Origin of the sequence: Maribacter sp. BPC-D8, from assembly GCF_035207705.1 — a bacterium.
GTDB lineage: Bacteria > Bacteroidota > Bacteroidia > Flavobacteriales > Flavobacteriaceae > Maribacter.
The window spans coordinates 554,775-580,346 of record NZ_CP128187.1; the positions used below are offsets into that span (position 1 = coordinate 554,775).

The window sequence follows — 25,572 nt, forward strand, 5'->3', positions numbered from 1 at the left end:
ATGAAATTTCATAGGCGCTGGCAAATCCTGTCATACGCAGAAGCTGTTTTGTATGCTGTTGGCATTGCCGTTCTTTTCTATTTAGTGTCTAAAAATCTATGGGTTGGCATTTTAAGCTTTGTGGCTGCATTGGTCGTTTTACTTTTGGTAAGGAAGCCTTGGAAACTTAATTTGTCTACTACAGGTACCTATGTAGATGCACATATAGACGAAGCATCGTTTAGCACAGGGTTATTGCTACAGCCAGAAGATTCATTATCTAATCTTGCCAAGTTACAACGCTATAAAGTATCTGAAGAGCTTACGAAAAGGCTGGGCGCTATACAACCGCCAAACAAATTGAAACAAGCGGTACTGGTTATGCTAGGGTTGGTATTACTTGGTGTAGCTGTTCAACAATTAGATTTGTTTAAAGGCGTAGAAAGTGTTTTAGGGAATTCTACTAACAAAACACAAATTCAGTTTATAGCAACTGATAGTATTAGTGGGAAGTCCGTCATTCCAAAAATTTCCAGTCAAGATATTAGTGTCACATATCCATCATACTCACGAAAAGGAACAATTACTTTAAGCGACCCAAACATAAAGGCGATTACTGGGGCAACTGTTCTGTGGACGCTAGAGTTTGATAATCTCGTTACTGAAGTTTATTTAGACCGCATGGGAGAACTAATTCCACTGCAAAAAGGCGAAAACGGGTATCGTATAAGACAACAGTTATCAGAATCGGGCTTCTATAGTTTCAAATTCAAGAATGAAGAAGGCATTGAATTTACGTCAGATTTATTCTCGTTGGAGGCAATACCAGATAATCCGCCAGAAATAGAGATTTTAGGGTTGGAACAATACACGTATTTTGATTTTTCAGACAAAAAGATTGTCGAGCTAGAAAGTGCAATTACTGATGATTACGGAATTGACCAAGCCTATATCATAGCAACAGTAAGTAAGGGGTCGGGAGAATCGGTGAAGTTTAGGGAAGAGAAATTAAATTTCAAGGAAACTATATCGAAAGGTGTGAAATCGGTGAGGGCTACGAAAACGCTGGATTTAAATGCTTTAAAAATGGAATTGGGCGACGAGCTCTATTTTTATATTGAAGCCTTTGATGAAAAGCAACCCAAGAGAAATGTTGCGCGTAGCGAAACGTATTTTGCAGTTATAAAAGATACCGTTAGTGAGCAATTTGGCGTAGAAGGAACTTTGGGTGTTGACCAAATGCCCGATTATTTTAGAAGTCAGCGACAGTTGATTATCGATACAGAAAAGTTGATAAAAGATAAGCCCAGCATTACAAGCAAAGAATTTAAGTCGAGAAGCAATGAACTAGGGTTTGACCAAAAAGCACTGCGTTTAAAGTATGGTCAGTTTATGGGCGATGAATCTGAGATGGAAGAAGCGCCAAGTGAGATCGAAAGTCATGAAGAAGGTGAGGACCATGATCATACTGAAGATCAAGAAAATATATTAAAAGAATACTCGCACGACCATGATGGTGATAACGAGCATAATTTGGTTGCCGCTGAAAAAACAGAAGAGGCAGAAGACCCTTTGCACGACTACCTTCATAATCATGATGACCCTGAGGAATCTACATTGTTTGAAGAATCGTTGAAGACAAAATTGCGAAAAGCTTTGAATATCATGTGGGATGCCGAATTGCATTTACGATTAAATGAACCAGAAAAATCACTTCCATTTCAATATGACGCTTTAGAGCTGATTCAAGAAATTAAGAATAGTGCCCGTATTTATGTGCATAGAATTGGTTTTGACCCACCACCAATTAAAGAGGATAGCAGACTTACCGGTAAAATAAAGGATATTGAGAATTATCGAAAGAACGAAACCAAAGAAGTGAAAAATCCTTTTGTATCACTTGAAAGCGCGATAGCTCGCCTAGAACAGTTTATACAGCAAGAAAGCACTTTTAATGATGCTGATAACGCACTTTTTACTGCTGCAGGCAACGAATTGGCACAATTGGCAATAGCTAACCCAAGTAAGTATTTACATGTCTTACAAGGCTTAAAACGAATTGAAAATAATACGGAGCGGACAATGGCTAATTATAAATTTGTTCAAAAAGGATTATTAGCTGCCTTACCGAAAACTCCGCAAATACCTGGGGCTAAAAAAGAGTATACAGACGATATCAATTCATTATTTCTAAAACAACTAGAGGTGTATGATTGATGGTTTCTCGTTTTTGCAAAAAGAGCTCATGATCCCCATCTTACTTGGCGGATTAGTAGTTTTTAATATTTATGTTTGGAAAGAATGGCAAACGAAACAAAGGGGTCGCTTTGTTGTAAATGCTATTGTTGCTTTGATAACAATCTTGGCATTGGCTATAATAATTCTAGAGCCTACAAAAGAAGTTGAGATTAATGATAGTCAAGCATTAGTGCTGACCGATAATTTTGATGAAGCAGCAAAAGACAGTCTTTTAAACCATTATAAGGGTATAAAGGTATTAGATTATAATCCTAAAAAATCGATTCGTAAAGAGCTCGATTCCCTTACCAGTGTTATTGTACTTGGTGATGGTGTTGAGCCGTATGATTTTTATTTGTTTGATAGTATTCCCACAACCTATTTTCCAAATGCTGCCCCAACGGGAGTTTCGCAATTAAACTATACAGAACAGCTGGTATTGGGTAATGAATTAAAGATTTCTGGCAGTTATTCAAATCCCATAAAAAAGTCATTTTTAGTACTACAAGATTCAAGAAATAATGGGCTAGATTCTATACAATTCGTTGCGGATAAGATTGCAGATTTTAACCTGAGTACTCGCCCAAAAGTAACTGGGACTTATGTGTATCAATTAGCGATTAAAGATAGTACTGGCGTTATCTTAGAAACGAATCCGCTTCCTATAGAAATACTAAAAAAAGAACCATTGCGAGTTCTAATTTTAAATACCTTCCCCACATTTGAGACAAAATATCTAAAGAACTTCTTGGCGGAATCTGGACATGAAGTTATTGTTAGAAGTCAGTTGACAAAAGGGAAATATAAGTTTGAATATTTTAATACTCCGACACAACCGGTTTATCAATTTACTGATGCGGTTTTGCAAAATTTTGATATTATTATTGTAGATGCTGAAACGTATGTGAGTTTGGGGAAATCGACCAAATCGAGATTTGAAAAGAGTGTTGCTGAAAGTGGTTTAGGACTATTTATTCAACCTAGTGATTTCCTTTTTGATAACCGAAGCAGCGACGCCTATTTTAAATTTAAACGGGACAGGATTAGTACAGTACCATTACCCGAATTCGCTGCAGAAACAGAAAAGTACCCATATCAGTTTGATGAACAATTATTAGTAGAACCAATTCGTTTAGGGGGAGCATCAAACCTAGCTGTGTATCGACAAATGGATAACGGAAAAATTGCAACGGCAACATTATTAAATAGTTATCAGCTTTTGTTGAATGGAAAAAGTGAAGTGTACCGTGGTATTTGGACCACCATTTTAGATAAGATAGCAAAGAAGAAAAGGCAGGTAGTTTCATGGGAGGCCAATACCAAAATTCCAAGAATAGACGAGCCATTTCATTTTGAGGTTCGAACAAATATAGCCGAATTTAGGGTTGTAAATGAAGACAGTATTTCGGTGTCGCTTTTTCAAAAAGCGTTGCTGCCTAGTCACTATTCAGGTACTGTGCATCCAAAGAAAACAGGATGGAATACATTGCAAGTTGAAAATGATAGTACGAGCTTTTTATACTATGTTTATGACAATAAAGATTGGAGCGCTTTAACAAGTACCGCGAACTTAGCAGCTAATAAAAAGCAATTCGCAAAAGAAACTCAAAAAAATAGAACGGTTGTTGTGGACCGTCCTATTTCTCTATTAGCATTTTATATCCTCTTTCTGTTAGGGGTAGGGTGGTTGTGGCTTTCACCAAAACTATCCGCCGAAGGCTAAATCACTTTATTAATTTAATGGGGTAATTTATTTTTCACTAATCCGTACACGAAAGTACCTAAAAGTGCTCCGCCAATAACAACAAGAATAGAGTAGTAGCCAGCACCAACAAGCACATACATTGGTCCGGGGCAAGCACCAGCCAACGCCCAGCCTAATCCGAAAATAATACCACCAATTAAATAACGGGCAACACTTTTCGTTTTAGGGTGTAAATTCATTTCATTGCCACCAATCGCCTTAATCTTATATTTTTTGATGATTTGCACACCAATAATACCGATAGCAAGGGCAGAGCCGATAATACCATACATGTGGAAGGATCCAAATTGAAACATCTCGTAAATGCGAAACCACGAGGCAGCTTCAGATTTATACATGATGATACCAAAAAATATACCTATGGTTAAATAACTTATATATTTCATGTTAACTGAATATTAGAGGGAATAAAAGATGAATCATAACTAGACCACCAATAAAGAAACCGATAACGGCAATTAAAGAAGGTAACTGTAAATTACTTAGTCCAGATATGGCATGCCCGCTGGTACAACCACCGGCATAACGAGCACCAAAACCTACTAAGAATCCTCCGATAATTAAAACAGCCAATACAAATGGGTCTGAAAGGTTTTCAGTTGCAAAAAGTTCTGTTGGTAAATAAGCTTCGCCAGCGCTATCTATTCCGTAATCTGTTGAAAGCTGTTGTGCAACATCAGGATTTATAACTACCTTGTTATCAGACATAAACTGAGAAGCGATAAAGCCGCCAATTACGGCACCAACCACAACAACTAAATTCCACCGTTGCGCTCTCCAATCGAACTTAAAAAAATCTGAGTATTTGCCTGCACCGCCAATAGAACACATAGTTCTAAGGTTAGATGACATACCGAATTGTTTACCTGCATAGAGCAGAATAAACATGGTGAGGGCAATTAAAGGTCCGGCCACATACCATGGCCATGGATCATATATTAAATTCATTATCTATTTAGTTAAAGTCCAAAAGCGCTAAAGAAAGCGCAAAGAAAATCATTCTTATGTAACTAAGGTTACATAAGAATGACATTAACTAAATGAATTATAATTTTCTGAACAATTAACCTAATTGCGATAAGAGGTTTAGGCAGTGTAAAATTCTGAAATGCGGTAGGTTATGCGCAATTGATGATTTTTTTCCTTGTTTTATTATAATAAAAGGTTTTTTACAAATTTAACAAAGCACTAATTACCTTTTAGAGCACATGAATTTAGAATACTACTAATTTTTAATTCCGAATGTTTTAAGAATAGTTTCTAATAAGCACCATTTTGTAAAAGCCGACTGTATGATATTTACACCTATAAATACCGTAAACCATAACCAGTTGATATTAACATAAACAGCTAATACAACACTCAACAAAACCATTGTACCTACTATAACTCTAAAATATGTGTTTAACATGTTGTTCTATTTTTATAAGAATCAACAGCACCACTAAAGTGCTGCTGATTACTGATTTTTTTATTCATTAATTTCTGTGCTATCCGTAGTTTCTGGATAGTTTTTCTTTTCTATCATATAATACACCAATGGTACCACCAATAAGGTAAGAACGGTAGAAACAATAGTACCACCCATCAACGAAATCGCTAGACCTTGAAAAATTGGATCGAATAAGATTACGAATGCTCCAATTACAACAGTACCTGCTGTTAATAGAATAGGGGTTGTACGTACCGCCCCAGCTTCAATAGCAGCTTGTTTTATAGGTACACCTTCGGCTAAACGTAGATTAATGAAATCTATGAGTAGTACCGAATTTCGTACCATGATACCTGCGAGGGCAATCATACCAATAAAAGAAGTAGCGGTAAAAAATGCTCCCATAATCCAGTGACCTAATATAATTCCAATTAATGATAATGGTATCGCAACCATCATTACTATTGGTGCTTTAAAGTTTTGAAACCATCCTACAATTAAAATATAAATTAAGATGATGGCACCCATAAAGGCGATACCTAAATCACGGAATACTTCAAGCGTAATTTGCCATTCCCCATCCCATTTAACGGTGTAGTCATCTTCAAACTCAGGTTGACCTAAGTACATTTCGGTAATCTCATATCCTTTAGGTAAAGCAATTTCTTTAAGCTTTTCTTCCATTCCTAATATCGCGTATGCAGGACTCTCCAATTCCCCCGCCATATCTGCCATTACATATACCACACGTTTTTGATTTTTGCGGTAAATACTCTTATCACTTATAGTTTCTTTAATATCTACTAAATCGGCAATAGGCACCATATTACCCTGTTTAGAGGTAATCTTCAATTGAGAAATATCTGTAATAGTCGACTTTTCTTTTTCATCTAAAGCGAGCACCAAACCAACTTGGTCGATAGCATTCTCATCATATAAATTTGTGATGGCTCTATTTGATAAAGCCATATTCATGGTATAGGCAATTTGCTGTGGTGCCACGCCATAAAGCATTGCTTTCTCTTTGTTAATTTCAAAATTATATTCAGTTTGGTCAGCTTCAACTAGCCAATCGATATCAACAACATCATCAGTATTTTTCAAAATGTCTTGTACGCTATTCGCAATTTTAATCTGTTCCTCATAATCAGGTCCATATACTTCAGCTACAATTGTAGAAAGTACAGGAGGTCCTGGCGGAACTTCCACCAACTTAACATTAGCATTGTATTTAGCAGCTATTTTTTGAATATCTGGTCGTAGTAAACTTGCTATATCATGACTTTGAGCAGAACGTTCATCTTTATCAATAAGGTTTACTTGAATATCTGCCATATTGCTACCACCACGTAAATCGTAATGGCGCACCAAACCGTTAAAGGTAATAGGGGCAGAGGTACCTACGTAGTTCTGGTAATTTACAACCTCTGGTCTAGTAGATAGATATTGAGAAATTTCTTGAGCAACTACACCTGTACGTTCAAGGGTGGTGCCTTCGGACATATCAATAACCACTTGAAACTCATTTTTGTTGTCAAAAGGCAACATCTTTACAGCTACAGATTTGGTAAAGAACAAAACCATTGATGCCATTAGCATTAAAAAAGTCAGTCCTAAAAACAACCAGCGTTTTCTTTTGTTTTCAATTAGTGGGCGTTCATATTTATTATAAATTTTATAAATAAAGGTTTCCTCTAATGGTTTCTCTACCTTTTCAACTTCACCTTTTTTCTCTTTTTCTCTCAAGAAAATATACCCCAAATATGGTGTTATGGTCAAGGCCACAAAAAGTGATAATATCATGGCAATAGAAGCCCCAATTGGCATAGGTGCCATATATGGGCCCATAAGTCCAGATACAAATGCCATCGGTAGTACAGAGGCAATTACAGTAAACGTTGCTAAAATAGTAGGGTTACCAACTTCGTTAATAGCATAGAGAGCTGCTTCTTTAAAGGGTAGGCGTTTCATTTTAAAATGCCGGTGCATATTCTCGGCTATAATAATCGAGTCATCTACCACAATACCTGTTACAAAAACTAAAGCAAATAATGTAATTCTGTTTAATGTATAGTCAAGCATATAATAGCTCAACAACGTCAAAGCAAACGTAATTGGTACAGACAAGAATACGACCAAACCACCACGCCAGCCCATTGCCAACATCACAACTAATGTTACCGCAATTATAGACCCTATTAAGTGTAATAAAAGTTCAGAGACTTTATGAGATGCCGTTTCACCATAGTTTCTAGTGATTTCTACATGTACGTCATCTGGTATTAAAGTGGTACGTAAATGTTCAACTTTATCAATAACAATGTCCGCAATTTTCATTGCATCGGCACCTTTTCTTTTTGCCACAGAAATAGTTACTGCAGGGTATTCAGATTTGTAATCTGATACCTTATCGCTTGCCTGACCAAAACCTAATGAAACATAACTTTGAGGAATTTCTGGTCCGTCGATAATACTGGCAATCTGCTTTAAATAAATAGGCTGATTTTGTTGAACACCAACAACAAGATTTTCAACATCGGTAACCGAAGCCAAAAAATTGCCGGTATTTACTAAGAACTCGGTATCATTTTTATCAAAACTACCAGAACTTAATTGGGCATTATTAGCCTTGATCATTTCAGAAACAGATAAAAAATCTAATCCGCTAGCGGCTAGTTTATCTTTATCTAAAACCACGCGTAATTGACGGTCTTGATTTCCGATTTTATGGGTAATGGCAACATCATTTACCTTCTTGATTTCACTTTCCAGTTCTTGAGCCATTTGGCTTAACTGATACCCATCATAGTTTTCGCTCCAAAGGGTAAGGCCGAGCATCGGTACATCATCAATAGCACGGGTTTTTACCAGCGGAAAAGTTACGCCCTGCGGCATAATATCCATATGCTTATTGATTTCGTTGTATAACTTTACGAAAGAGCGCTCAATATCTTCGCCCACATAAAACTGAACGATGACCATACCTTGTTCTTTCATCGATGTGGAGTACACATATTCTACACCTTTAATATTTGAAATTAATTTTTCTAAAGGTTTAATGACCCGCGATTCTACTTCTTCGGGACTCGCGCCAGGGTAGCCTACAAAAATGTCGGCCATAGGCACATCAATTTGTGGTTCTTCTTCCCTAGGGATTAAAAACGAACTGTACACCCCAATGACCATGAAAACAATCATTAAAAGTACCGTTAACTTGCTGCCTATAAATAATTTGGCAATTTTACCAGCTAAACCTTCCTTCATTATTTCTTTATTTTATTTGTGTGTTCCCACCTGTAAAAGACAGGTGGTCGGGCTTTTCACTTTTACTCCTCGGCATAAAAAAATGCCTGTGGGGTAACCGCTTCAATCCCTAACCCAGACTCGTTTATTGATTTGAGATTTTGGCGCCGTTGAATAATTTTCCCTCAGCAGAAACTATATATTGCTCATCTGCCGATAGACCAGATAATACTTCTACTTGATCACCAAAAGTTCTACCCAGTCGTAACCATCTTAGTAATGCAGTATTGCTTTGACTTACGGTATAGATGCCAGATAGTTGACCTTTCTTAACTATAGCTTCTACTGGAATCATTACAGCAGAACTTGTTGTTTTTCTTGCAATAGGAAATTGTACGGTAGCGTACATACCAGAAAGTATTTGTACATCTGTTTTGTCTAAAATGACCTTTACCATATACTGTCCGCCTGTGTTCTTTGAAGACGTACTTACTTCGGTCACTTTTCCTTTTATGCTTTTATTTAATGCTTTGATTTGTACACTAACTTCAGTGTCATTTTTAACAGCAAGAATTTCAGATTCAGGTACCATGGCAAGCACTTGGTACGAACCAGGAGATTCCACTTCCATCAAAGGCATGCCTGGGTTAGCCATATCACCTGCATTTATAAATTTATTGGTGACTACACCGTTAAACGGAGCGCGAATATTCGCATAGCCCATTTGGGCATTGACACCGTTTTTCATTTGCTTGGCAGATTCCACTCTTGCTTTTGCCATATTGTAATTGGCAGTAATATCATCTAGCTCTTTCTGTGATGCACTATTCTCTTGAAATAATGCAGTAAAACGATTAAAGTCTTTTTCTGCATTGGTATAGGCAGCTTCAGCTTCAGTAATACCGGCATTTACCTGCGCTAATTGCGCAGAAACATCTGCATTATTAACACTCATTAATAATTGACCTTTATTTACTTTATCACCAACACCAACATATATTTTATCAACGTACCCCATCATTCTAGTGCTAATGTTTGCACTCTTGGCTGCTTCGATTTTTCCGCTTACCGTTAAAAACGGACTGCTACTATCTTCAGAAACAGTTTTTGTTTGAACGGCTACAGCAGGTGAATTATCGACTTCCGCTTTTTTATCATCGTTACCACAACTAGAGAACAAGATTGTTGCACCTAAAATAGCTGTGATTATATATTTTTTATTTTTCATCTTTATGAATGGTATTAAGTGATTGTGGTACTCTATTCTTTCGTTAAAAACTGTACATACGCCAAGGCGTAATTATGTTGAAAAATTGTAGCGTAATACTCTAATTGCTTTTGAGAATATTGTGTTTCAGATAGTAATAAATCAGTAGTCTTTTCTAAACCTTGCTTAAATCTATTGGTACGGATGCGCAATGATTCTTCAGATTGTTCTAGTGCTAGCTTTGTTAGCTTTAATTTATTTTGAGCATCTTCAAAACCTCTTTTCGCTTTGTTAAGCTCTAATTGACTTTCAGATTTATACTGCTCTAACTGTAATTTAGATTTATCATACTCCGCCTTGCTCTTTTGAGATTTTCCAAAACGCTTGCTACCCTCAAAAAGGTTCCATTTTAACTCTGCACCAAATAAATACCCTTGCGCTTGACCTTGAAAAATTTCATCGTCATGTAACTCATAAGTACCAAAAGCATTTAAACGAGGTAAGAAAGCCATTTGGTCTGCCTTATGCATTTGTCTATATGCTTCGGTAGCAGAATTCATCGCTAAAATATCTTTTCTGTTTTCAGATAAGTTTACGTTCGTTGTATTAGCATAACTAGTAATTGCAAGTGAATCTGAAGGCTTTAAAATTTCATTCTCATCAGCATTCATTAATACCGATAAATAGTTGCTTGCATTTAGAATGTTACTTTTTGCGTATTGCAATTGATTATCGATTTCGGTAACTCTTACTTCTACAGAAAGAACATCAGATTTTTGTAGGTAACCTTGCTTGTAACTATTGTCGGCAATACGCTTATTTTCTAAAGCAGTTTCTTGAGCTTTCTCTAAAACGGTAACGGTTTTATAAGCAAGTTGTAATTGCATATACGCCTTTTCAACCTCAAGGGCTAAGTAATCTTCTGTACGACCAGACTGTAATTCTGTAGCGGTCAATTTTGCCTTTGCCGCTTTACGCTGGTAGATGCCATCGAAGTTTATCAATGGTTGTTGTACTTCTACTCGAGTTGCAAAATCTTCGATTTGACGTGGGTCATTTAATACATCTGGATTAAAATCTGCAGCAGTCAAAATTTCTTGATTCAGTTTAGATCCAAATGCCATTAACGGGTTAGTGGTAGCAATACCAGTATGCGATACACTAATGTTTGGCAATAGAATAGCATTGGTCTGATTGAAATCACCCTTGGCAACTAACACATCTTGTTCTGCCATTTTCAGTGTATTATTACTTTCTTTTACCTTAGTCAGCACTTCATCTTTTGTAATAGATTTTACTTCTTGTGCCAAGCCAGAATAAAAGACGAACAACAATATCCATCCTAGTTTATATTTCATGGTATTCATTTATTTGATACAAAATTAGAGCAGTAAAAAAGACTGCACAGTAACTAATGTTACCTAAGAAGATTTGTTGGTAAAAAAAAGTTTCTAAATAAAAAAAAAGGTATTCCCATTACAGAAATACCTTCGTTGACTTTTTAAATTGAAATTTATTTTTTAGGAGATTTTACAAATGTATTTGCGAGTAAACCACCCATTAAACTACCGTATAATGTACTATTTAAAGGTTTTGAAGTTATAGCGCAAGTACCACTTATGCAGCCGATTTCGGCATAGTATAAGTAACCAGCTATAGCGCCGATGACTATGCCTATAGTAGTTATGAGAATAACTTTTTTATTCATTAATTATTGACTTTTCTAGTACCGCCATGACCACCGGCCACCACTAGCATTATTTTGATACTCAACCAGATGAATTTGAAGAATTGAATTATAGGATTCATCATATAAAAACGTTTAGATTTCGATATTCTTTGTGTCATTTTTTTAGATTTTAAGTGTTATTCTTTCAAGTTTTAAAGATGTCGAACTTGAAATTATTCCGGAATTAGCCACCAGAAGGGCTTCATTTTTGCCTTGTATATAAAAGCATAATGCAGCGCTAATTTTAACCAGTGACCAGCTAAACCTATTTCTCCAAAGGTTTTACCCAATTTACGACCTTGAGTATCGGGGTATTTGTTATAATCAGGTACAATGGGGTAGGTGGTAATACTTACGCCACTACCTTTTGTCATGCCATAACCTGCAGAAGCAATACATGCAGCACCCATGTTACCTAAAGAACCCTTATGGTGTAAATCTTTTTTTCCGTTGATGGCGTCTATGATATTATCTGCAACCAACTTAGCAGTAATGCCAGAAGGCATACCCGTACGAGGTGGGGCAGGAGATATTGAAGTACCATTTTTGCTTACTCGAGGTTTTGAAATTGCGTGTGGTGGGGCGAATGCAATACCAGGTGCGAATATGTTTTTGTATGACGGATTCTGATAAGTTTCAGGCCAATCTTGTACGCTCCATTCTTCATATGGTTTAGCAGTATAATCGGCATCTACCAACATAAAACCTTTAAAAAGCCTTTCGGTAATGTCTTCATTGTTCTTACCAAAGGCTTTAAAACCATGTCCGGAAAATGCAGGTATTAGCATGGCAAAATCATATGTTTCAGATTTATACTCACCATCTAATGTTTCATAATGCGCTATACCATCTTCAATTTTGTTTACTCCGGCGCCAAGAATCCATTTAATACCACGGTCTTCAAAAACCATTTCTACCATTTCACTAGATTTCATGATATTGTCACCATAACTAAGTAGCACGCCATCCATACCAAAATCACCTAACTGATACTCATTGGCAATCCAAATAACTTCAGCTTGGTCACGTACATTATGTCTTCTAAGCTCTTGCTCTACATTTAAGATATATTCAAAAGCAGCGCCTTGGCAAGTAGATTTTGCGTGTCCGGTACCAATTAAAATTTTTGCTTTTTTGCCTTGTTTCATTTGCTGGATCAAATCATCTAGGGCATGCCATGCGTGTTCTGCATGACTATAAGTACAAACAGAGTAGGCTTTATTAGTACCAGGGTTTAAGCCCTCGGTCATGTCAAAGGCTAGTTTTGGTCCGGTGGCATTAATGAGATAGTCATAAGTTACCTTTTCGGTATTACCTTTTTGTTCGCCATTAACGTATTTGATGTTTACGAACGGACTAGCTGATTCTGCATCACCTTCTGGATGAAAAGTAGTGACTAGAGCCTGCTTATAACCTATATTTTTTTTCTTGTATAATGGAGGTAATGGAAATAGAATTTCTTCAGACTTCATACGACCTATACCTACCCATATATTAGATGGTATCCATTGGTAATTGCTATTTGGTGAAACAACCAGAACTTCATGTTCTTTCGATAGTTTTCTTCGAAGGTGCGCAGCAGCAACATGCCCTGAAATTCCTGCACCTAGTATGACTATTTTTGACATTATGACAAGGTTTAAAGTTTACACGAAGTTCAAGTTAAACATAGCGTTGCACAGCAACATTTGTTACATATAGCTCTTTATTTTACTGGGAGATTTTGAGTAAAATAATGATAATCAATTTATAGTCTAAAATTGATTAATATCATAGTTGCATTTCTATATGATGATTAATTTTGAACGTATTTTCTAAGATAGATTACAAATGAGAGGTAGTTCGAATACACTGATTTATATTATTGCAGGTATCATCTTGCTTCATTTTGTTGTAGGTTTTATTTGGCTTATTTATAAGCTCAACAAGAAAAAAGAAGAGAAAGAGTAGATCTTACGATACTTAAAATCACATTAGCTATGGTTCTTGAATACGTAGGTATTATGGATTATGATTTATTGAATTTCTGATAGACCTTTTTTGCAATTATAAGACCTAAAACACCGCCAATAGCAGATACTACTAGATTTATGGCTAGGCGAAAACCATCAAAATCACCATTGTTCATTATTGACCATGGGTTAAAGCCCAAGCGACCAAAGGTTTTTATGAATAAAATACTTCCAAAAACACCAATTATGGTATTGCCGGTAAAGCCAAAAGAATACTTCTTTTTAAAATTACCAAAAACGTTAGCGGCAATAATACCCATAAGAATGCTGATCAATGATATTAAGGTGCCTGTCATGATAGTCTCTTTATTCTAATGCCCATAATCCATATTGTCGACTTTACCTTTCATCAATCTTTTTTGAATGATCATGTATACAAACAGAAGTATAAAACCTAAAATTCCCCAATAAATGGCCACAGACAACCCGTATTCTGATGCCGCAGTATTATAAATAGTTAACGGTTCATGAGTATCATTCACTGAAGGTAATATTACAGGGAATAAAGAAGCCAACGACGATGTAATACCACCAACGATCAGTAAAGACGATAGTATAAAAGCGTGACTGTCTTTTTTTATTTTTTTGATAAAAAACAATCCTACCAATCCACTTAAATAAATTAATGGAAATATGATTAAATATGGTTTGTCACCAAAGTTATCTAATGAATTCGGATTCACTATTTGCCATACAACTAATGAAAAAACGGTAAGTATCGCTAAAGCAATATTTAACTTGAAAATGACCCCTTTCAATTTCGTGTTTATAGAGGAATTGGTTTTTAAGATAATCCAGTTTGCACCATGTATAGCTAAGGTTACCACAGCTATTAATCCTATAATAATTGTAAACCAATCTATAACACCAGGGTGCTCGGTTAATGGACTAAAGCTACCATCCCACAATGGTAAAAAGAAATAATGTCCTTCGTGAATAGATATGCCATTATCGACACCACCTAGGTTAACGCCTCTTACAATGTTACCTAAGGCAATACCAAAGAATAGGGCTAATAGTAAACTAGAAACTCCGAAAGATTTATCCCAGATATCTTTCCACATTTGAAATTTAAATTGCCCCCTTAATTCGAGTCCGATAGCTCTAAAGATTATGAGCCATAAAACGAGTATTAGCGGCAAATAGAATCCGCTAAAAACAGAAGCGTAGAAGGTAGGGAAAGCCATAAAAAGCATTCCACCGGCAACGACTAACCAAACCTCATTAGAATCCCAAAACAAGCCAGCAGATTTTGCAATTACCTCTTTGTCTTTTTCAGTTTTCGCGAAGAACAAATGAATAATTCCCGTTCCGAAATCATAACCATCTAAAATAAAAAATACAGCTAAAACAGTGGCGATTAAAATGTACCAGAATATTTCCATAATTAATGTAATTTAGGTTTTGGACCTTCGTTAATAGTTTTACCGACTAAGACTAAAAAAAGTAGCCCTAGTAGCATATATAAAGCAACAAAACCTAGTAAAGTAAACAAGGTGTTACCAGATGAAACGGTTGGTGAAATACCATCGCTAGTTCTTAATAAGCCATAAACCAAATACGGTTGTCTACCTAATTCAGCGGTATACCAACCTGTTAGGTTTGCTATATAAGGGAATGGAACTAGAAACATAATTGTCCATAGTAGCGGTTTGATATTATATAATTTTTTACGCCATAATAGAAAGGATGCCAATGCCATAACAGCCATAAATACGGTGCCCAAACCAACCATAATATGATACGAATAATATAGTGCAGGCACGTTGTCTGGTAATTCTTCTTTTTCAAATTTATCCATACCGACAATCTGTTTATCCCATTCTTGATAGGTTAAAAAGCTTAATATGTTTGGTACGGCAATTTTGTTATCCAGCTTTTTCTCTACCATATTCGGTTGTCCAATAAGTACAATTTCAGCACCCGCATCTTCAGTTTCAAAAATACCCTCCATAGCAGCAAAAGCGGCTGGTTGGTATTTCGCAACGTTTTTCGCATTCCAATCTCCCGTAGGGAAAGCCACCAAAATACTAGAAACTAAACCAAAAATTACTCCAGTTTTTAAAAGTAGTTTACCATGTTCAACTTGCTTTTCTCTCAAAATATAAAAGGCACCTATACTTGCTACTACAAAGGAAGAAGTAACAACAGAAGCGAGTTGATTATGTAAGAACGCAGGTAAGAGCCATGGGTTGCTGAATAGGGCAGAGAAGTTTTCTAAAACGAATTTGCCGTTTTCTAATATTTCATAGCCAACGGGGTGTTGCATCCAAGCATTGGTCGCTAAAATGAACCAACCACTTGCCCAAGACCCTAAGAATACTAGAAAGCCAGTTAAGAGGTGTAATTTTTGCCCCATTAACTTTTCACCAAAAATAAAGAGTGCTAAAAAGGAAGATTCTAAAAAGAAAGAAAACATACCTTCCATAGCCAAGGTCTGACCAATAATACCACCCGTAAGTTCAGAGAATTTTGCCCAGTTGGTACCAAATTGAAACTCCATTGGTATGCCCGTTACCACACCCATGGTAAAGTTGATGGCAAATATTTTCATTAAAAATTTAGCAGTATCATTATATTTTTCAATCTTATTTCTAAGGTATTTCCATTTAAAATAAACTATCAATAAAGATAGCCCCATTGTTAATTGAGGAAATATATAGTGGAATGTGATAGTAAATGCAAACTGCAATCTATCATAAAAAATCATGTCCTCCATAGTCTATTTACTTTACAATATTTTGAATGTTACAAAGGTAACCAACGTATGATTTTTAAAAGTATCCAATGTTACATATTTGAAGAAAATTCAAAATAAAAGAATAATAAAAACAAAATTAAAGAGCTTATAGAATTAATGTTTAAAAACTGGTTTTTAATATGTTATATGTTAAAGCTTAGTTAGTATCTTGAAATGGTAGCATAAAAAAATCCCTAGAAATTGTATGAACAAATTCTAGGGATTCAGAGATTTAAGTGTTTTAATTAATCTTTATATGCAGATAGCATCCAAACTAATTTTTCTTGCTGTGTAATATAATCGCTCATTAAAGAAACGGTACCTTCATCTTCTGCCTCAGCAGCAATTTTAAGGGTAGTTCTTTCCTTTTTCAATAAAATACTTAAGCTCTCTAAAATACTGTCTACGGCCTTATCGCCATCTACTACATTTTCGCTGGCTTTAATTTCAGAATTATCAATATACTTTGTGAACGTATGAATAGGAGTGTTGCTTAATGTTAGCACGCGCTCTGCGATTTCATCTACCTTGATTAAAGCATCATTATATAACTCTTCGAATTTAAGGTGAAGTTCAAAAAACTTCTTCCCTTTAATATTCCAATGAAAACCTCTTAGGTTCATATAGAACATTTGATAATTAGATAGTAAATCATTTAAATGATTTGCGATATCATTAGAGTCTTTTTTGTCTAGACCGATGTTTGATAAATTTGTATTTGCCATGACTTTTAATGTTTATTTAATAGATAAAATTTATTGTTATTTTAATGTTTGATAAAGATAATCTATATGTTAAAAATAGAGGGTAACATAGGTTACATAATTTATTTTTTAACCTTTTTTAACAAAAAGAAGGAAATATAGGAATAGGATAATTGCCAAATGTCTAATGCTAAAAATATATTTTATTAAAATCTAAGAATGTGACTAATGTCACATTCTTAATCAATATTGGCACTTAATTTTGCAGCATGAAGTTGTCAAGCTTTACGATATCGATACTGTTTACATTCATTTCTTTGGCAAGTAGTTTTAAGACTGCCAGCGTTATGAGCTATTATGCGGTATTTACAAATGATTTCGTTGAGCGCTTTTGCGAGAATAAAGAACGACCTGAATTAAAATGTGATGGTAAATGTGCTTTAGTACAAATGTTATCTCAGAAAGCTGATGATGAAAAAACTCCAATTAATTTAGACTTGCTTAAAAACGAAACAATATTGTTTATTGGATCGTTGACAGCATACGAGTTTGTACAACAATCTAGAAAAGTGTTGCATAATGTACTGTACCGTGTGCTATATGATTTTCATTTCTTTGAGCGTATCAAACATCCTCCCAAAATTTAAAAAATTTTACTTCAATTTAATGTATCTAGCTCCTTGTTGATAGGGCGCTGGATAGTATTTCTATTAATTAAAATTTTTAAAATGAACCTAAAATATCTTTGGGTACTATCGGTATTATTATCGACACCCTTACTATACGCACAAAATTTATCAGGAAAAATCATCTCTGAAATTGACCAGCAGCCACTTAATGGCGCTCATATTTTAGCTAATAACGGATCAGCAACATATACCAATTTTGATGGTGATTTTGTTTTAAAAAATGTTGAAGAGAATGTAATCTTGACCATATCTTATGTTGGCTATAAGACTATAGAACATCAGGTACTTAACATTAATAACTCAATAGTAATCACCTTACAAGAAGCGCCTATTGCCATCAATGGAGTTTTAGTGACAGGAAATATGAAAATTGATCCTGTACTTACCTTAGAAACCAATGATTATGTCAAGAGAATAGTTCAGCCCAGAAATGTAGCCGATCTATTTAATGATGTCAATGGTTTTTCGTTGATTAAAAGAGGTAATTATGCAATTGACCCTAGTTTTAGAGCAACACAATATGAGCAGTTAAATGTACAGTTTGATGGAGGTACAAAAGCCATGAATGCTTGCCCTAATCGTATGGATCCAATTACTACTCATGTGATACCAGAAGAAATTGAAAAAATTGAAATTATAAAAGGACCATACTCCGTTAGATATGGTGCTACTTTTGGAGGTATCGTAAATATGGTTACTCAAAAACCAACTGTTGATGATTATGGGCTACATGGTAGTGTAAGTGGTGGTTATGAAAGCAACGGTAATTCTATGGTCTCCATGGCAAGGTTGCAACAGGCAACTGAGAAATATGACGTAGCAGGTAATATAGGTTTTCGAGATTTTGGTAATTACGAAGATGGTGATGGTACAGAAATTCCGTCTTCTTTTAGAAGCTTAGATTACGGAGTTAAAGCAGGTGTCAATTTTACTGAAAATCAAAGACTACAAGCACATTGGCGACAGTCTTTTGGGCGAGATGTTTTACACGCCGGTTTACCTATGGATACCGAAGAGGACAACAGTAGTATTCTCTCTTTAGATTATAAATTAGGTAGTCTACCAGGTCTTGTTGAAAGCATAGATTCTAAAATTTATTATAGTTATGTTGATCATTTAATGACTAATTACAATAGACCAACTTTTATGATGACGTCTGCGGTTTCTGCTATTGATGCTACTACGGCAGGTGGTAAAGTAGAATTAAAATTAAAACCAACAGAAAATCTTACGCTATTTACGGGTGTTGATGTTTTGCATATTGCACGAGATGGTAATAGAACACGTTTAGTAAAAAGAAATGCCATGGGAATTTTAGATACACCCTTAACATTTGAAGATAAGGTATGGCAAGATTCATATATAAATGATATTGGTTTATTTGCAGAAGGTAAATATCCCTTAACAGAAAAAACCATGTTAACTGCAGGTGTACGTTATGATAATGTTACTTCTGAAGCTAAAGATCCAGAAGCGGATTTTGCTGCTTTATACACTGATTTAGATAAAAGAACTGAGCATAATTTTAGTGGTACAGCTTCAATTAAATATGTGTATTCTCCTCAATTTATTATGGAAGTGGCGTATGGTCGTGGTGTTAGATCAGCAAATATGATAGAACGTTTTATCAATCATTTTAGCGTAGGTCAAGACGCGTATGAATATGTTGGTAATCCTAATTTAGAGGCTGAAGTAAATAATCAATTTGAGGTAGGTTTTAAAGGGAAGATGCCTATTTCAGAAAATACTTCAGATATGTTCAGTTATAGTACTTCTTTCTATTACTCGTTATACGAAAATTATATAGTGGCAGTAATAGATGAAACGCAGACAAGAAAATTCATGCCAATGAACGAACCATCTAACGCAAAGGTTTTTAGAAATTTAGATGATGCGTACAAAACTGGTTTTGAAATTATGGGAGGTGTGGACTTTTGTAATTATTTCAATTTTACAACCGAACTTGCTTATGTATATGCTAAGAATAATGACTTAAATGAGTCATTACCTTTGGTACCACCTTTAGTTACAAGGTTTAAACTGGGCTATGAAAAAGAAAAGTTTTGGGTGAATGCAGAATATAGGCTGACTGCCGAGCAAGATAATATTGCAACTTCTTTTGGTGAACAGGTTACACCAGGTTATGAAATAATGGACTTACGTTTAGGTGTAATACCAATGAAAAACCTAACCTTAGGTGTTGCGGCATTAAATGTTTTTGATAAAACATATAGTAATCACCTCAATTTCGCATTTAATAATCAGGCAGATTTTGGAACAGAACCCATTAATGACCCAGGAAGAAACCTATCGGTTTTTGTTCAATATGAATTTTAATAAATGAAATATAAAAAAGGGACCAAATTAGGTCCCTTTTTATGCTTTAGTACCGGTAAAACGAATAACCGAAGCATCACCAATATGGTAAAGTCCTTCGTTCAGTACTATTTTCTTTTCTTCTAAAATTTCAAAATTTATTCCCTCAAACTCATCTTCAACTTCATCAATAGCATAAAGCATGTCTATATTTTTAGGTCCACCAGAAGATTTTCCTAGTTGATTTTTAGAGAACGCCTCGAAAATGATATGTCCGTTTGGTTTTAATGATTTTAAAAGATGTTGGTTTGCTTTCTTTCTAATAGCTACTGGAAAATGCGCATAACAGAATGCGATGACATCAAACTTTTTAGAACTTTTAAATTTAAGAGCGTCAATTATTTGATATTCAATATTAAAGCCAGTTTTTAATGCAAGCTCTTGAGCTTTAGTTTTAGCAGATTCGCTAAAGTCAAAAGCCAATACTTCCCAACCTTTAGATAGTGCATAGACCGCGTTTCTACCTTCGCCTTCAGCTGGCAGTAAAATAGAACCTACTTTTAGTTTATCTAGTTGTTGTTTAAAGAATTCATTTGGTGAGTTTCCGTAAGCATAACTTTCCTCATCATAACGCTCGTTCCAAAAATCTTTCATGAGGTAATTATTTATGGCATAAAAGTATACCCATCCATTTGATAATTGGCAAGTACCATCATTGCAGAAAGCCCTAATTCTGTATTCGGGTTTAAATCTGCACCAGTAATATCTCTAGCGGCAGTAGCTTGTGCGCAAACATAAAATTCTACTCCGTAATCCTTTAGTAATTTTATTACGGCTTTATTGGGGTTTTCCTTTTCGTATTTAGCCTTGTATTTGGCATCATTTAAAGCAGTGAAAGTAGCACCACCATGTACGGCAGCGATAATATTTACTTTATCGGCAGAAACACCACCAGCACCTAGCATGTTTATCATTCTAGCGATTTTGAAATAACCTACATTAATACCATCTAACTCACGATCATCTTTAAGGTCAAATACAAGATTATATTCTTTGGTAGGGTCTGCCTGAACGGCAACATCCTTAAACTCTTTTATTTTTCCGTAACCATCAATAACAGGTGTAGTCCATTCTTGGGCAGTTGTAATTTGTGTTGCCATAAGTACTATTGCAATTAGAAGTGCTTTTTTCATGTGTTCGTCAATTTTAAAAAGAATATAATTTGGTTAAAATAATATGTTGATTACTACTAATGTCCGTTATTTTTGATTGGAATAAAAGTAAGTTAAAGTATTTAACGTTACTGTAACTAGGGTTACTGTAATAATCATGCGTTTATTATAGATTCGTTATTTAAATTAGCATAAGATTACAGTTCTATGAAAGATTTACGAGCATTTGCGAAACTATTTTTAAAGCTATTTGCAATCATCTTCGTTTTGGTAGGTCTTGCCTTTATATGGCTAGTAACGTATGAGCCTAGCGTTGAAAAAGATGCGATTATTAAAACTGAAGAAACTGTAGCTAACGAGATTTGGCAACCTAAAGATGCAATGGCAGAGTTGGCTATTATGCCTGCGACAGTTAAAGAGGGGTACTACCTAATTGCAGAATCTTCAAAATATATGGGTCCGAATGCAGAGAACGCTGCAGATAGGTATAGTGGTAATAATTTAGCTTGTACGAATTGCCATTTACAAAAGGGGGCACAGGCGGGCTCTGGTTCTTGGGTCGGTATTATAGAACGATTTCCTCAGTTTGGTGGTCGAGGTAACAAACAAGGTACCATTGAAGATCGCATAAATGGATGTATGGAGCGTAGTATGAACGGCAAAATGCTTCCGGTAGATTCTGACCAGATGAAGGCGATTGTAGCCTATATGAATTGGTTGAGCGAAGATGTACCAGAAAATAGAAAGGCTGAGTTTAAAGGATATCCAAAAATTAAGATACCTGCTGTTGCAGTAGATTTAGAAAGAGGGAGTCAGGTATATCAAAAAGAGTGTATCATTTGCCATGGTGAAAATGGGGCGGGTGTACTAAATGCGATCGATGGTAAAAGCTACACATATCCGCCACTATGGGGTCCAGATAGTTTTAACGATGGTGCAGGTATGAATAGGGTAATTACATCGGCGGAATTTATTAAAAGTAACATGCCGTATTTACAAGCAACTTGGGACAACCCTAAATTGAGTGATGAAGAAGCATATCATGTAGCAGGATATATCAATAGTTTTTCTAGACCACATAAGTTAAATACCGAAAACGATTATCCTGACAAGAAACTAAAACCGGTTTCAACACCCTACGGTCCGTGGGTAGACGATTTTTCTCCAGAACAGCACAAATACGGACCATTTTTACCGATAATGGACTTCTACAAAAAGGAATACGGAATTACCAAAACAAAGTAACCTCATGCGATTAGTATATCTGTTCATTTTTTGTTTGCCCATATTTTCTATGGCACAAGATACTGTTGCGGTAAAGAAAAAAGGAACCCTATCTGGGCAATGGCGTACGTATTATATGATGACGTCAAATAAAGGGGAATTAAAAGATTTTAATGCTTTAGCAACAGGAGGTAAATTAAAGTACCAGTATAATCTATTAAAAAACTTAGAAGTAGGTGCAGCATTATATAATGCTACGAATTTAGGTTTACAAGATTTAACCATACCCGATGCGACAACCGGAAGAATTAGTAGATATGAAGAAGGGTTGTTCGACAGGTTAGATTTAGAAAATGATGCCGTTTTTTTATTAGGAGAACTGTATGCGAAATATCACCTAGCTCAGCATTCATTTACGCTTGGGCGGATGAAAATAAATACGCCATTGATTAACCCCGAAGATGGTAGAATGATACCTACTTTGGTACAAGGGTTTTGGTATAATTTTAGTGCAGAAAAGACAAAGTTTCAATTGGGCGTATTAAATGAAATAGCACCTAGATCAACAGGGGAGTTTTATGGTATTGGGGAAAGTATTGGAACCTATCCCGTTGGTAGAAATATTTATGGTAATGCATCGGCATATGCTGATAATACTGAATCGGACTATGTATTAATGGCAAATGCCGAGTTTAAATTGTCAAAAGAATTTAATGTAAAAGTCTGGAACCAATATGTGGATAACGTTTTTAATTCTGTCTATATAAAACCTAAATTAGAAGTATCTAAATCTATTATTTTAGAAGGGGAGTGGTTGCATCAAAATAAGGTAGGTGATGGGGGTAGCGGTATAGATTCCCTTCGCTATTATAATCAAAATTCGTCGGATATATTAGGATTAAAAATCGCGTATAAAAGTAAAGCAGGTCTAGTTTCTTTGAGTTATAATAGAATATTACCGCATGGTCAATTTATCTCACCAAGAGAATGGGGTAGAGAAGATTTGTTCAGTTTTCAAAAGCGAGAACGCAGCGAAGGTTCAGCAGACAATCATGCGTTAGTTTTGAATTATAAAAAAGATTTTACCCTTTTAAAAGATCTAAATCTTATGTCGATCTTAAGTATTGGTAAGCACTGGAAACCAGATCCAACCAATGCTACTTTAAATAAGTATGCGATGCCAGATTACACGCATATTAACCTCGATATTTTCTTCAATATTAAAAAGTTAAAGCACTTACGACCAGAGCTATTAGTGACCTCTAAAATTGGTAATGGCGATATACCAGATAATCCTAATTTCTATTTTAATAAGGTAGATATGTTCCATTTAGATTTAATACTGAATTATAACTGGTAACGGAGCATAAAAAAAATCTCTGTGTAAACAGAGATTTTTTAAGCTTAAACATTTTGACCTTTCATCATCTTGCTCCAGTATAAGTAGGGTAGTCCGTATTTTTTAAGCATCCACAATCTCCAATGTTCTTTAGAAGAATCGTTTATAAGCATTCTTTTCAATTTAGGATCTGGTGTAAAATTATTATCGTAATCAAATTCTGCCAACACCATTTTTCCGTAGTCTGTAACCAAAGGGCACGAAGAATAACCGTTATAAGATTTAGTTCCCATTTTATGACTGTTCATAAGCAGGTTTAAATTGTCAACTACGATAGGCACTTGCTTACGAATTGCTGCTCCTGTTTTAGCAGTAGGCAAGGCAGCTACATCGCCTAATCCAAATATATTGGCGTAGGTATTATGTTGCATAGTTTGATGATTTACATCTAACCAACCCGCTGCATTAACTAAAGTTGAATCTTTTACAAATTTAGGAGCCACAGAAGGCGGAGCGGTATGCATCATATCATAATGAATGCCATATCTATTTCCATCAACTACTACTTTTACATCTTTATAATTATATTGAAATTTTTCGTCTAATTTTAAGTCATCAACTTTGTTACTTGAGATTACTACACAACCACCAGCAGTAATTTCTTGACCCATTTCATACCAGGCAATTTGTTTATCACCATCGACAGCCACAAGTTTATGGTGAAATCTAAGGTTAATATCTTTTCGGTCTACTACCTCCATTAATGTTTTGGCTATTTTCTTTACACCGAAAATAACAGTACCACCAGTTGCAAAAATGATATCGGTTTTTTTACGGATTCCACTTTTTCTAAAATGACTTTCAGCCAGATACATTATTTTTTGTGGTGCTCCACCACATTTAATTGGGGTTGTAGGTTGTGTAAAAAGTGCAGTACCACCTTTGAAGTTTTTAATAACATCCCAAGTATGCTTAGGGTCTGTGTAATTACTACAAACCACTCCTTTATCTATAGCATCACCTAAGCCAGGTACTAAACTGAAATCATAAGCAAGACCCGGTGCAACTACTAAGTAATCGTATGTAATATCTCCTTTAGATGCAGTGTTTACGATATTATTTTCTGGGTCGAAACCTGTTGCCTTATCTTTTATCCAAGTAGCATTTTTAGGTATAACCGATGACATCGGTCGGGCAGTTTTGTCAAAATCATAGGTACCGGCACCTACTAGAGTCCATGCAGGTTGGTAATAATGGGTATCTGCCGGTTCAATAATTGCGATGTCTTTAGCTCCTTTTTGAGTGAGAAGCTGGGCTGCTACCATGATACCTGCAGTACCACCTCCAATAATTAATACCTGATGATGTGAACTCATTTTGTTGTTGTATTTGTGAATATGATAAATATAGCAGATACAAAATGAATATTATGTAACAAATGTTACATAGCATTATCAACACGCAAATTAGTCGTCGATTTCTTTAAGTAGTATGTTTTAAGGTAATTAAGGTAATCTTACTTTTTTATTTTGCATGTGCTAGCACCGAACAACGTATACAGAGGGCAAAAACTAACAAATGAAGTTAATACGAAAATGGCTGCAACTGCTAATGCTACATAACCTAAAACACCGGTTACGGTATCTGTCAAAAATGCAATTAAAAGCGCTGCCGCAATAATGAATCTTATGAATTTGTCTGTGGTTCCCATATTTTTTTTCATGATACTAGTTTTTAAATGTTATTTGTAATGTTGATACTATAAAGTAGACTTACTCAACAG

The 25,572-nt window shown here is 35.3% G+C and carries 23 protein-coding genes; 6 read left to right on the forward strand and 17 right to left on the reverse strand.

Annotated elements, in window-relative coordinates:
* Entirely contained in the window at nucleotides 1–2,196 is a 2,196-nt protein-coding gene (locus tag QSV08_RS02305) for a tryptophan-rich sensory protein (protein ID WP_324026212.1), read from the forward strand.
* A 28-nt stretch (nucleotides 2,197–2,224) separates the two neighbouring features.
* A complete protein-coding gene (locus QSV08_RS02310) occupies nucleotides 2,225–3,940 on the forward strand; it encodes a hypothetical protein (protein WP_324026214.1) in 1,716 nt (571 codons plus the stop codon).
* 14 nt (nucleotides 3,941–3,954) lie between these two features.
* Here QSV08_RS02310 and QSV08_RS02315 read toward each other — a convergent pair whose 3' ends face one another.
* The 13 genes from QSV08_RS02315 to QSV08_RS02375 all read right to left on the reverse strand — a co-directional run bounded on the left by QSV08_RS02315 (nucleotide 3,955) and on the right by QSV08_RS02375 (nucleotide 17,070).
* On the reverse strand, nucleotides 3,955–4,368 hold the full coding sequence (locus QSV08_RS02315; RefSeq protein WP_324026215.1) for a DUF6691 family protein: 414 nt from the start codon (nucleotides 4,366–4,368) through the stop codon (nucleotides 3,955–3,957).
* Nucleotide 4,369: 1 nt separating this feature from the next.
* Nucleotides 4,370–4,930 carry a YeeE/YedE family protein gene (locus QSV08_RS02320; protein WP_324026217.1) on the reverse strand — a complete coding sequence of 187 codons (561 nt, stop codon included), beginning with the start codon at nucleotides 4,928–4,930 and terminating at the stop codon, nucleotides 4,370–4,372.
* A gap of 277 nt (nucleotides 4,931–5,207) precedes the next feature.
* Nucleotides 5,208–5,393: a DUF2892 domain-containing protein gene (locus tag QSV08_RS02325; protein WP_324026219.1), complete on the reverse strand. Its 186-nt coding sequence runs from the start codon at nucleotides 5,391–5,393 to the stop codon at nucleotides 5,208–5,210.
* Nucleotides 5,394–5,453: 60 nt separating this feature from the next.
* Nucleotides 5,454–8,678, reverse strand: coding sequence for an efflux RND transporter permease subunit (locus QSV08_RS02330; RefSeq protein WP_324026221.1), 3,225 nt, complete (start codon nucleotides 8,676–8,678; stop codon nucleotides 5,454–5,456).
* A gap of 124 nt (nucleotides 8,679–8,802) precedes the next feature.
* Nucleotides 8,803–9,885 (reverse strand): efflux RND transporter periplasmic adaptor subunit, encoded by a 1,083-nt coding sequence (locus QSV08_RS02335; RefSeq protein ID WP_324026223.1) that lies wholly within the window; start codon nucleotides 9,883–9,885, stop codon nucleotides 8,803–8,805.
* Between the two features lie 32 nt (nucleotides 9,886–9,917).
* Nucleotides 9,918–11,222 (reverse strand): TolC family protein, encoded by a 1,305-nt coding sequence (locus QSV08_RS02340; RefSeq protein ID WP_324026225.1) that lies wholly within the window; start codon nucleotides 11,220–11,222, stop codon nucleotides 9,918–9,920.
* Nucleotides 11,223–11,377: 155 nt separating this feature from the next.
* Nucleotides 11,378–11,572 (reverse strand): DUF6132 family protein, encoded by a 195-nt coding sequence (locus QSV08_RS02345; RefSeq protein ID WP_324026227.1) that lies wholly within the window; start codon nucleotides 11,570–11,572, stop codon nucleotides 11,378–11,380.
* Nucleotides 11,572–11,712, reverse strand: coding sequence for a hypothetical protein (locus QSV08_RS02350; RefSeq protein WP_166638609.1), 141 nt, complete (start codon nucleotides 11,710–11,712; stop codon nucleotides 11,572–11,574). The genes QSV08_RS02345 and QSV08_RS02350 overlap by 1 nt, the downstream gene beginning before the upstream one ends.
* 54 nt (nucleotides 11,713–11,766) lie before the next feature.
* Entirely contained in the window at nucleotides 11,767–13,221 is a 1,455-nt protein-coding gene (locus tag QSV08_RS02355) for an NAD(P)/FAD-dependent oxidoreductase (protein ID WP_324026229.1), read from the reverse strand.
* A 380-nt stretch (nucleotides 13,222–13,601) separates the two neighbouring features.
* Nucleotides 13,602–13,901 (reverse strand): hypothetical protein, encoded by a 300-nt coding sequence (locus QSV08_RS02360; RefSeq protein WP_324026231.1) that lies wholly within the window; start codon nucleotides 13,899–13,901, stop codon nucleotides 13,602–13,604.
* A gap of 15 nt (nucleotides 13,902–13,916) precedes the next feature.
* The gene (gene cydB / locus QSV08_RS02365; RefSeq protein WP_324026233.1) at nucleotides 13,917–14,990 is read right to left on the reverse strand and encodes a cytochrome d ubiquinol oxidase subunit II; all 1,074 of its coding nucleotides are present in this window, start codon (nucleotides 14,988–14,990) and stop codon (nucleotides 13,917–13,919) included.
* A gap of 2 nt (nucleotides 14,991–14,992) precedes the next feature.
* On the reverse strand, nucleotides 14,993–16,324 hold the full coding sequence (locus QSV08_RS02370) for a cytochrome ubiquinol oxidase subunit I (protein WP_324026235.1): 1,332 nt from the start codon (nucleotides 16,322–16,324) through the stop codon (nucleotides 14,993–14,995).
* A 266-nt stretch (nucleotides 16,325–16,590) separates the two neighbouring features.
* Entirely contained in the window at nucleotides 16,591–17,070 is a 480-nt protein-coding gene (locus QSV08_RS02375) for a Dps family protein (RefSeq protein WP_324026237.1), read from the reverse strand.
* Nucleotides 17,071–17,318: 248 nt separating this feature from the next.
* Here QSV08_RS02375 and QSV08_RS02380 point away from each other — a divergent pair, with 248 nt between their 5' ends.
* Nucleotides 17,319–17,696 (forward strand): hypothetical protein, encoded by a 378-nt coding sequence (locus QSV08_RS02380; protein ID WP_324026239.1) that lies wholly within the window; start codon nucleotides 17,319–17,321, stop codon nucleotides 17,694–17,696.
* A gap of 81 nt (nucleotides 17,697–17,777) precedes the next feature.
* Nucleotides 17,778–20,075 carry a TonB-dependent receptor domain-containing protein gene (locus tag QSV08_RS02385; protein WP_324026240.1) on the forward strand — a complete coding sequence of 766 codons (2,298 nt, stop codon included), beginning with the start codon at nucleotides 17,778–17,780 and terminating at the stop codon, nucleotides 20,073–20,075.
* Between the two features lie 39 nt (nucleotides 20,076–20,114).
* Here the strand turns inward: QSV08_RS02385 and QSV08_RS02390 are convergent, their stop codons facing one another.
* Together QSV08_RS02390 and QSV08_RS02395 are read right to left on the reverse strand one after the other, a co-directional pair.
* Nucleotides 20,115–20,708: a class I SAM-dependent methyltransferase gene (locus QSV08_RS02390; RefSeq protein ID WP_324026242.1), complete on the reverse strand. Its 594-nt coding sequence runs from the start codon at nucleotides 20,706–20,708 to the stop codon at nucleotides 20,115–20,117.
* Between the two features lie 11 nt (nucleotides 20,709–20,719).
* A complete protein-coding gene (locus tag QSV08_RS02395) occupies nucleotides 20,720–21,247 on the reverse strand; it encodes a DsrE family protein (protein ID WP_324026244.1) in 528 nt (175 codons plus the stop codon).
* A gap of 186 nt (nucleotides 21,248–21,433) precedes the next feature.
* Here QSV08_RS02395 and QSV08_RS02400 point away from each other — a divergent pair, with 186 nt between their 5' ends.
* Nucleotides 21,434–22,471, forward strand: coding sequence for a c-type cytochrome (locus QSV08_RS02400; protein WP_324026246.1), 1,038 nt, complete (start codon nucleotides 21,434–21,436; stop codon nucleotides 22,469–22,471).
* Between the two features lie 4 nt (nucleotides 22,472–22,475).
* Nucleotides 22,476–23,810, forward strand: a complete 1,335-nt coding sequence (locus QSV08_RS02405) for an OprD family outer membrane porin (protein ID WP_324026248.1) — start codon at nucleotides 22,476–22,478, stop codon at nucleotides 23,808–23,810.
* Nucleotides 23,811–23,854: 44 nt separating this feature from the next.
* On the opposite strand, the gene QSV08_RS02410 is transcribed toward QSV08_RS02405, so the two are convergent.
* Both QSV08_RS02410 and QSV08_RS02415 read right to left on the reverse strand, forming a co-directional pair.
* A complete protein-coding gene (locus QSV08_RS02410; protein WP_324026250.1) occupies nucleotides 23,855–25,165 on the reverse strand; it encodes an NAD(P)/FAD-dependent oxidoreductase in 1,311 nt (436 codons plus the stop codon).
* Nucleotides 25,166–25,305: 140 nt separating this feature from the next.
* The gene (locus QSV08_RS02415; protein WP_324026252.1) at nucleotides 25,306–25,512 is read right to left on the reverse strand and encodes a DUF2892 domain-containing protein; all 207 of its coding nucleotides are present in this window, start codon (nucleotides 25,510–25,512) and stop codon (nucleotides 25,306–25,308) included.
* Nucleotides 25,513–25,572: the final 60 nt, after the last annotated feature.

Coding starts and splice junctions, on each gene's coding strand:
- QSV08_RS02355 (WP_324026229.1), bottom strand. CDS start 13,221: ATGTCAAAAATAGTCATACTAGGTGCAGGAATTTCAGGGCATGTTGCT.
- QSV08_RS02410 (WP_324026250.1), bottom strand. CDS start 25,165: ATGAGTTCACATCATCAGGTATTAATTATTGGAGGTGGTACTGCAGGT.
- QSV08_RS02310 (WP_324026214.1), top strand. CDS start 2,225: ATGATCCCCATCTTACTTGGCGGATTAGTAGTTTTTAATATTTATGTT.
- QSV08_RS02305 (WP_324026212.1), top strand. CDS start 1: ATGAAATTTCATAGGCGCTGGCAAATCCTGTCATACGCAGAAGCTGTT.
- QSV08_RS02415 (WP_324026252.1), bottom strand. CDS start 25,512: ATGAAAAAAAATATGGGAACCACAGACAAATTCATAAGATTCATTATT.
- QSV08_RS02400 (WP_324026246.1), top strand. CDS start 21,434: ATGAAAGATTTACGAGCATTTGCGAAACTATTTTTAAAGCTATTTGCA.
- QSV08_RS02360 (WP_324026231.1), bottom strand. CDS start 13,901: ATGACAGGCACCTTAATATCATTGATCAGCATTCTTATGGGTATTATT.
- QSV08_RS02315 (WP_324026215.1), bottom strand. CDS start 4,368: ATGAAATATATAAGTTATTTAACCATAGGTATATTTTTTGGTATCATC.
- QSV08_RS02380 (WP_324026239.1), top strand. CDS start 17,319: ATGAAGTTGTCAAGCTTTACGATATCGATACTGTTTACATTCATTTCT.
- QSV08_RS02340 (WP_324026225.1), bottom strand. CDS start 11,222: ATGAAATATAAACTAGGATGGATATTGTTGTTCGTCTTTTATTCTGGC.
- QSV08_RS02320 (WP_324026217.1), bottom strand. CDS start 4,930: ATGAATTTAATATATGATCCATGGCCATGGTATGTGGCCGGACCTTTA.
- QSV08_RS02350 (WP_166638609.1), bottom strand. CDS start 11,712: ATGACACAAAGAATATCGAAATCTAAACGTTTTTATATGATGAATCCT.
- QSV08_RS02385 (WP_324026240.1), top strand. CDS start 17,778: ATGAACCTAAAATATCTTTGGGTACTATCGGTATTATTATCGACACCC.
- cydB (WP_324026233.1), bottom strand. CDS start 14,990: ATGGAAATATTCTGGTACATTTTAATCGCCACTGTTTTAGCTGTATTT.
- QSV08_RS02405 (WP_324026248.1), top strand. CDS start 22,476: ATGCGATTAGTATATCTGTTCATTTTTTGTTTGCCCATATTTTCTATG.
- QSV08_RS02390 (WP_324026242.1), bottom strand. CDS start 20,708: ATGAAAGATTTTTGGAACGAGCGTTATGATGAGGAAAGTTATGCTTAC.
- QSV08_RS02395 (WP_324026244.1), bottom strand. CDS start 21,247: ATGAAAAAAGCACTTCTAATTGCAATAGTACTTATGGCAACACAAATT.
- QSV08_RS02325 (WP_324026219.1), bottom strand. CDS start 5,393: ATGTTAAACACATATTTTAGAGTTATAGTAGGTACAATGGTTTTGTTG.
- QSV08_RS02370 (WP_324026235.1), bottom strand. CDS start 16,324: ATGGAGGACATGATTTTTTATGATAGATTGCAGTTTGCATTTACTATC.
- QSV08_RS02335 (WP_324026223.1), bottom strand. CDS start 9,885: ATGAAAAATAAAAAATATATAATCACAGCTATTTTAGGTGCAACAATC.
- QSV08_RS02375 (WP_324026237.1), bottom strand. CDS start 17,070: ATGGCAAATACAAATTTATCAAACATCGGTCTAGACAAAAAAGACTCT.
- QSV08_RS02330 (WP_324026221.1), bottom strand. CDS start 8,678: ATGAAGGAAGGTTTAGCTGGTAAAATTGCCAAATTATTTATAGGCAGC.
- QSV08_RS02345 (WP_324026227.1), bottom strand. CDS start 11,572: ATGAATAAAAAAGTTATTCTCATAACTACTATAGGCATAGTCATCGGC.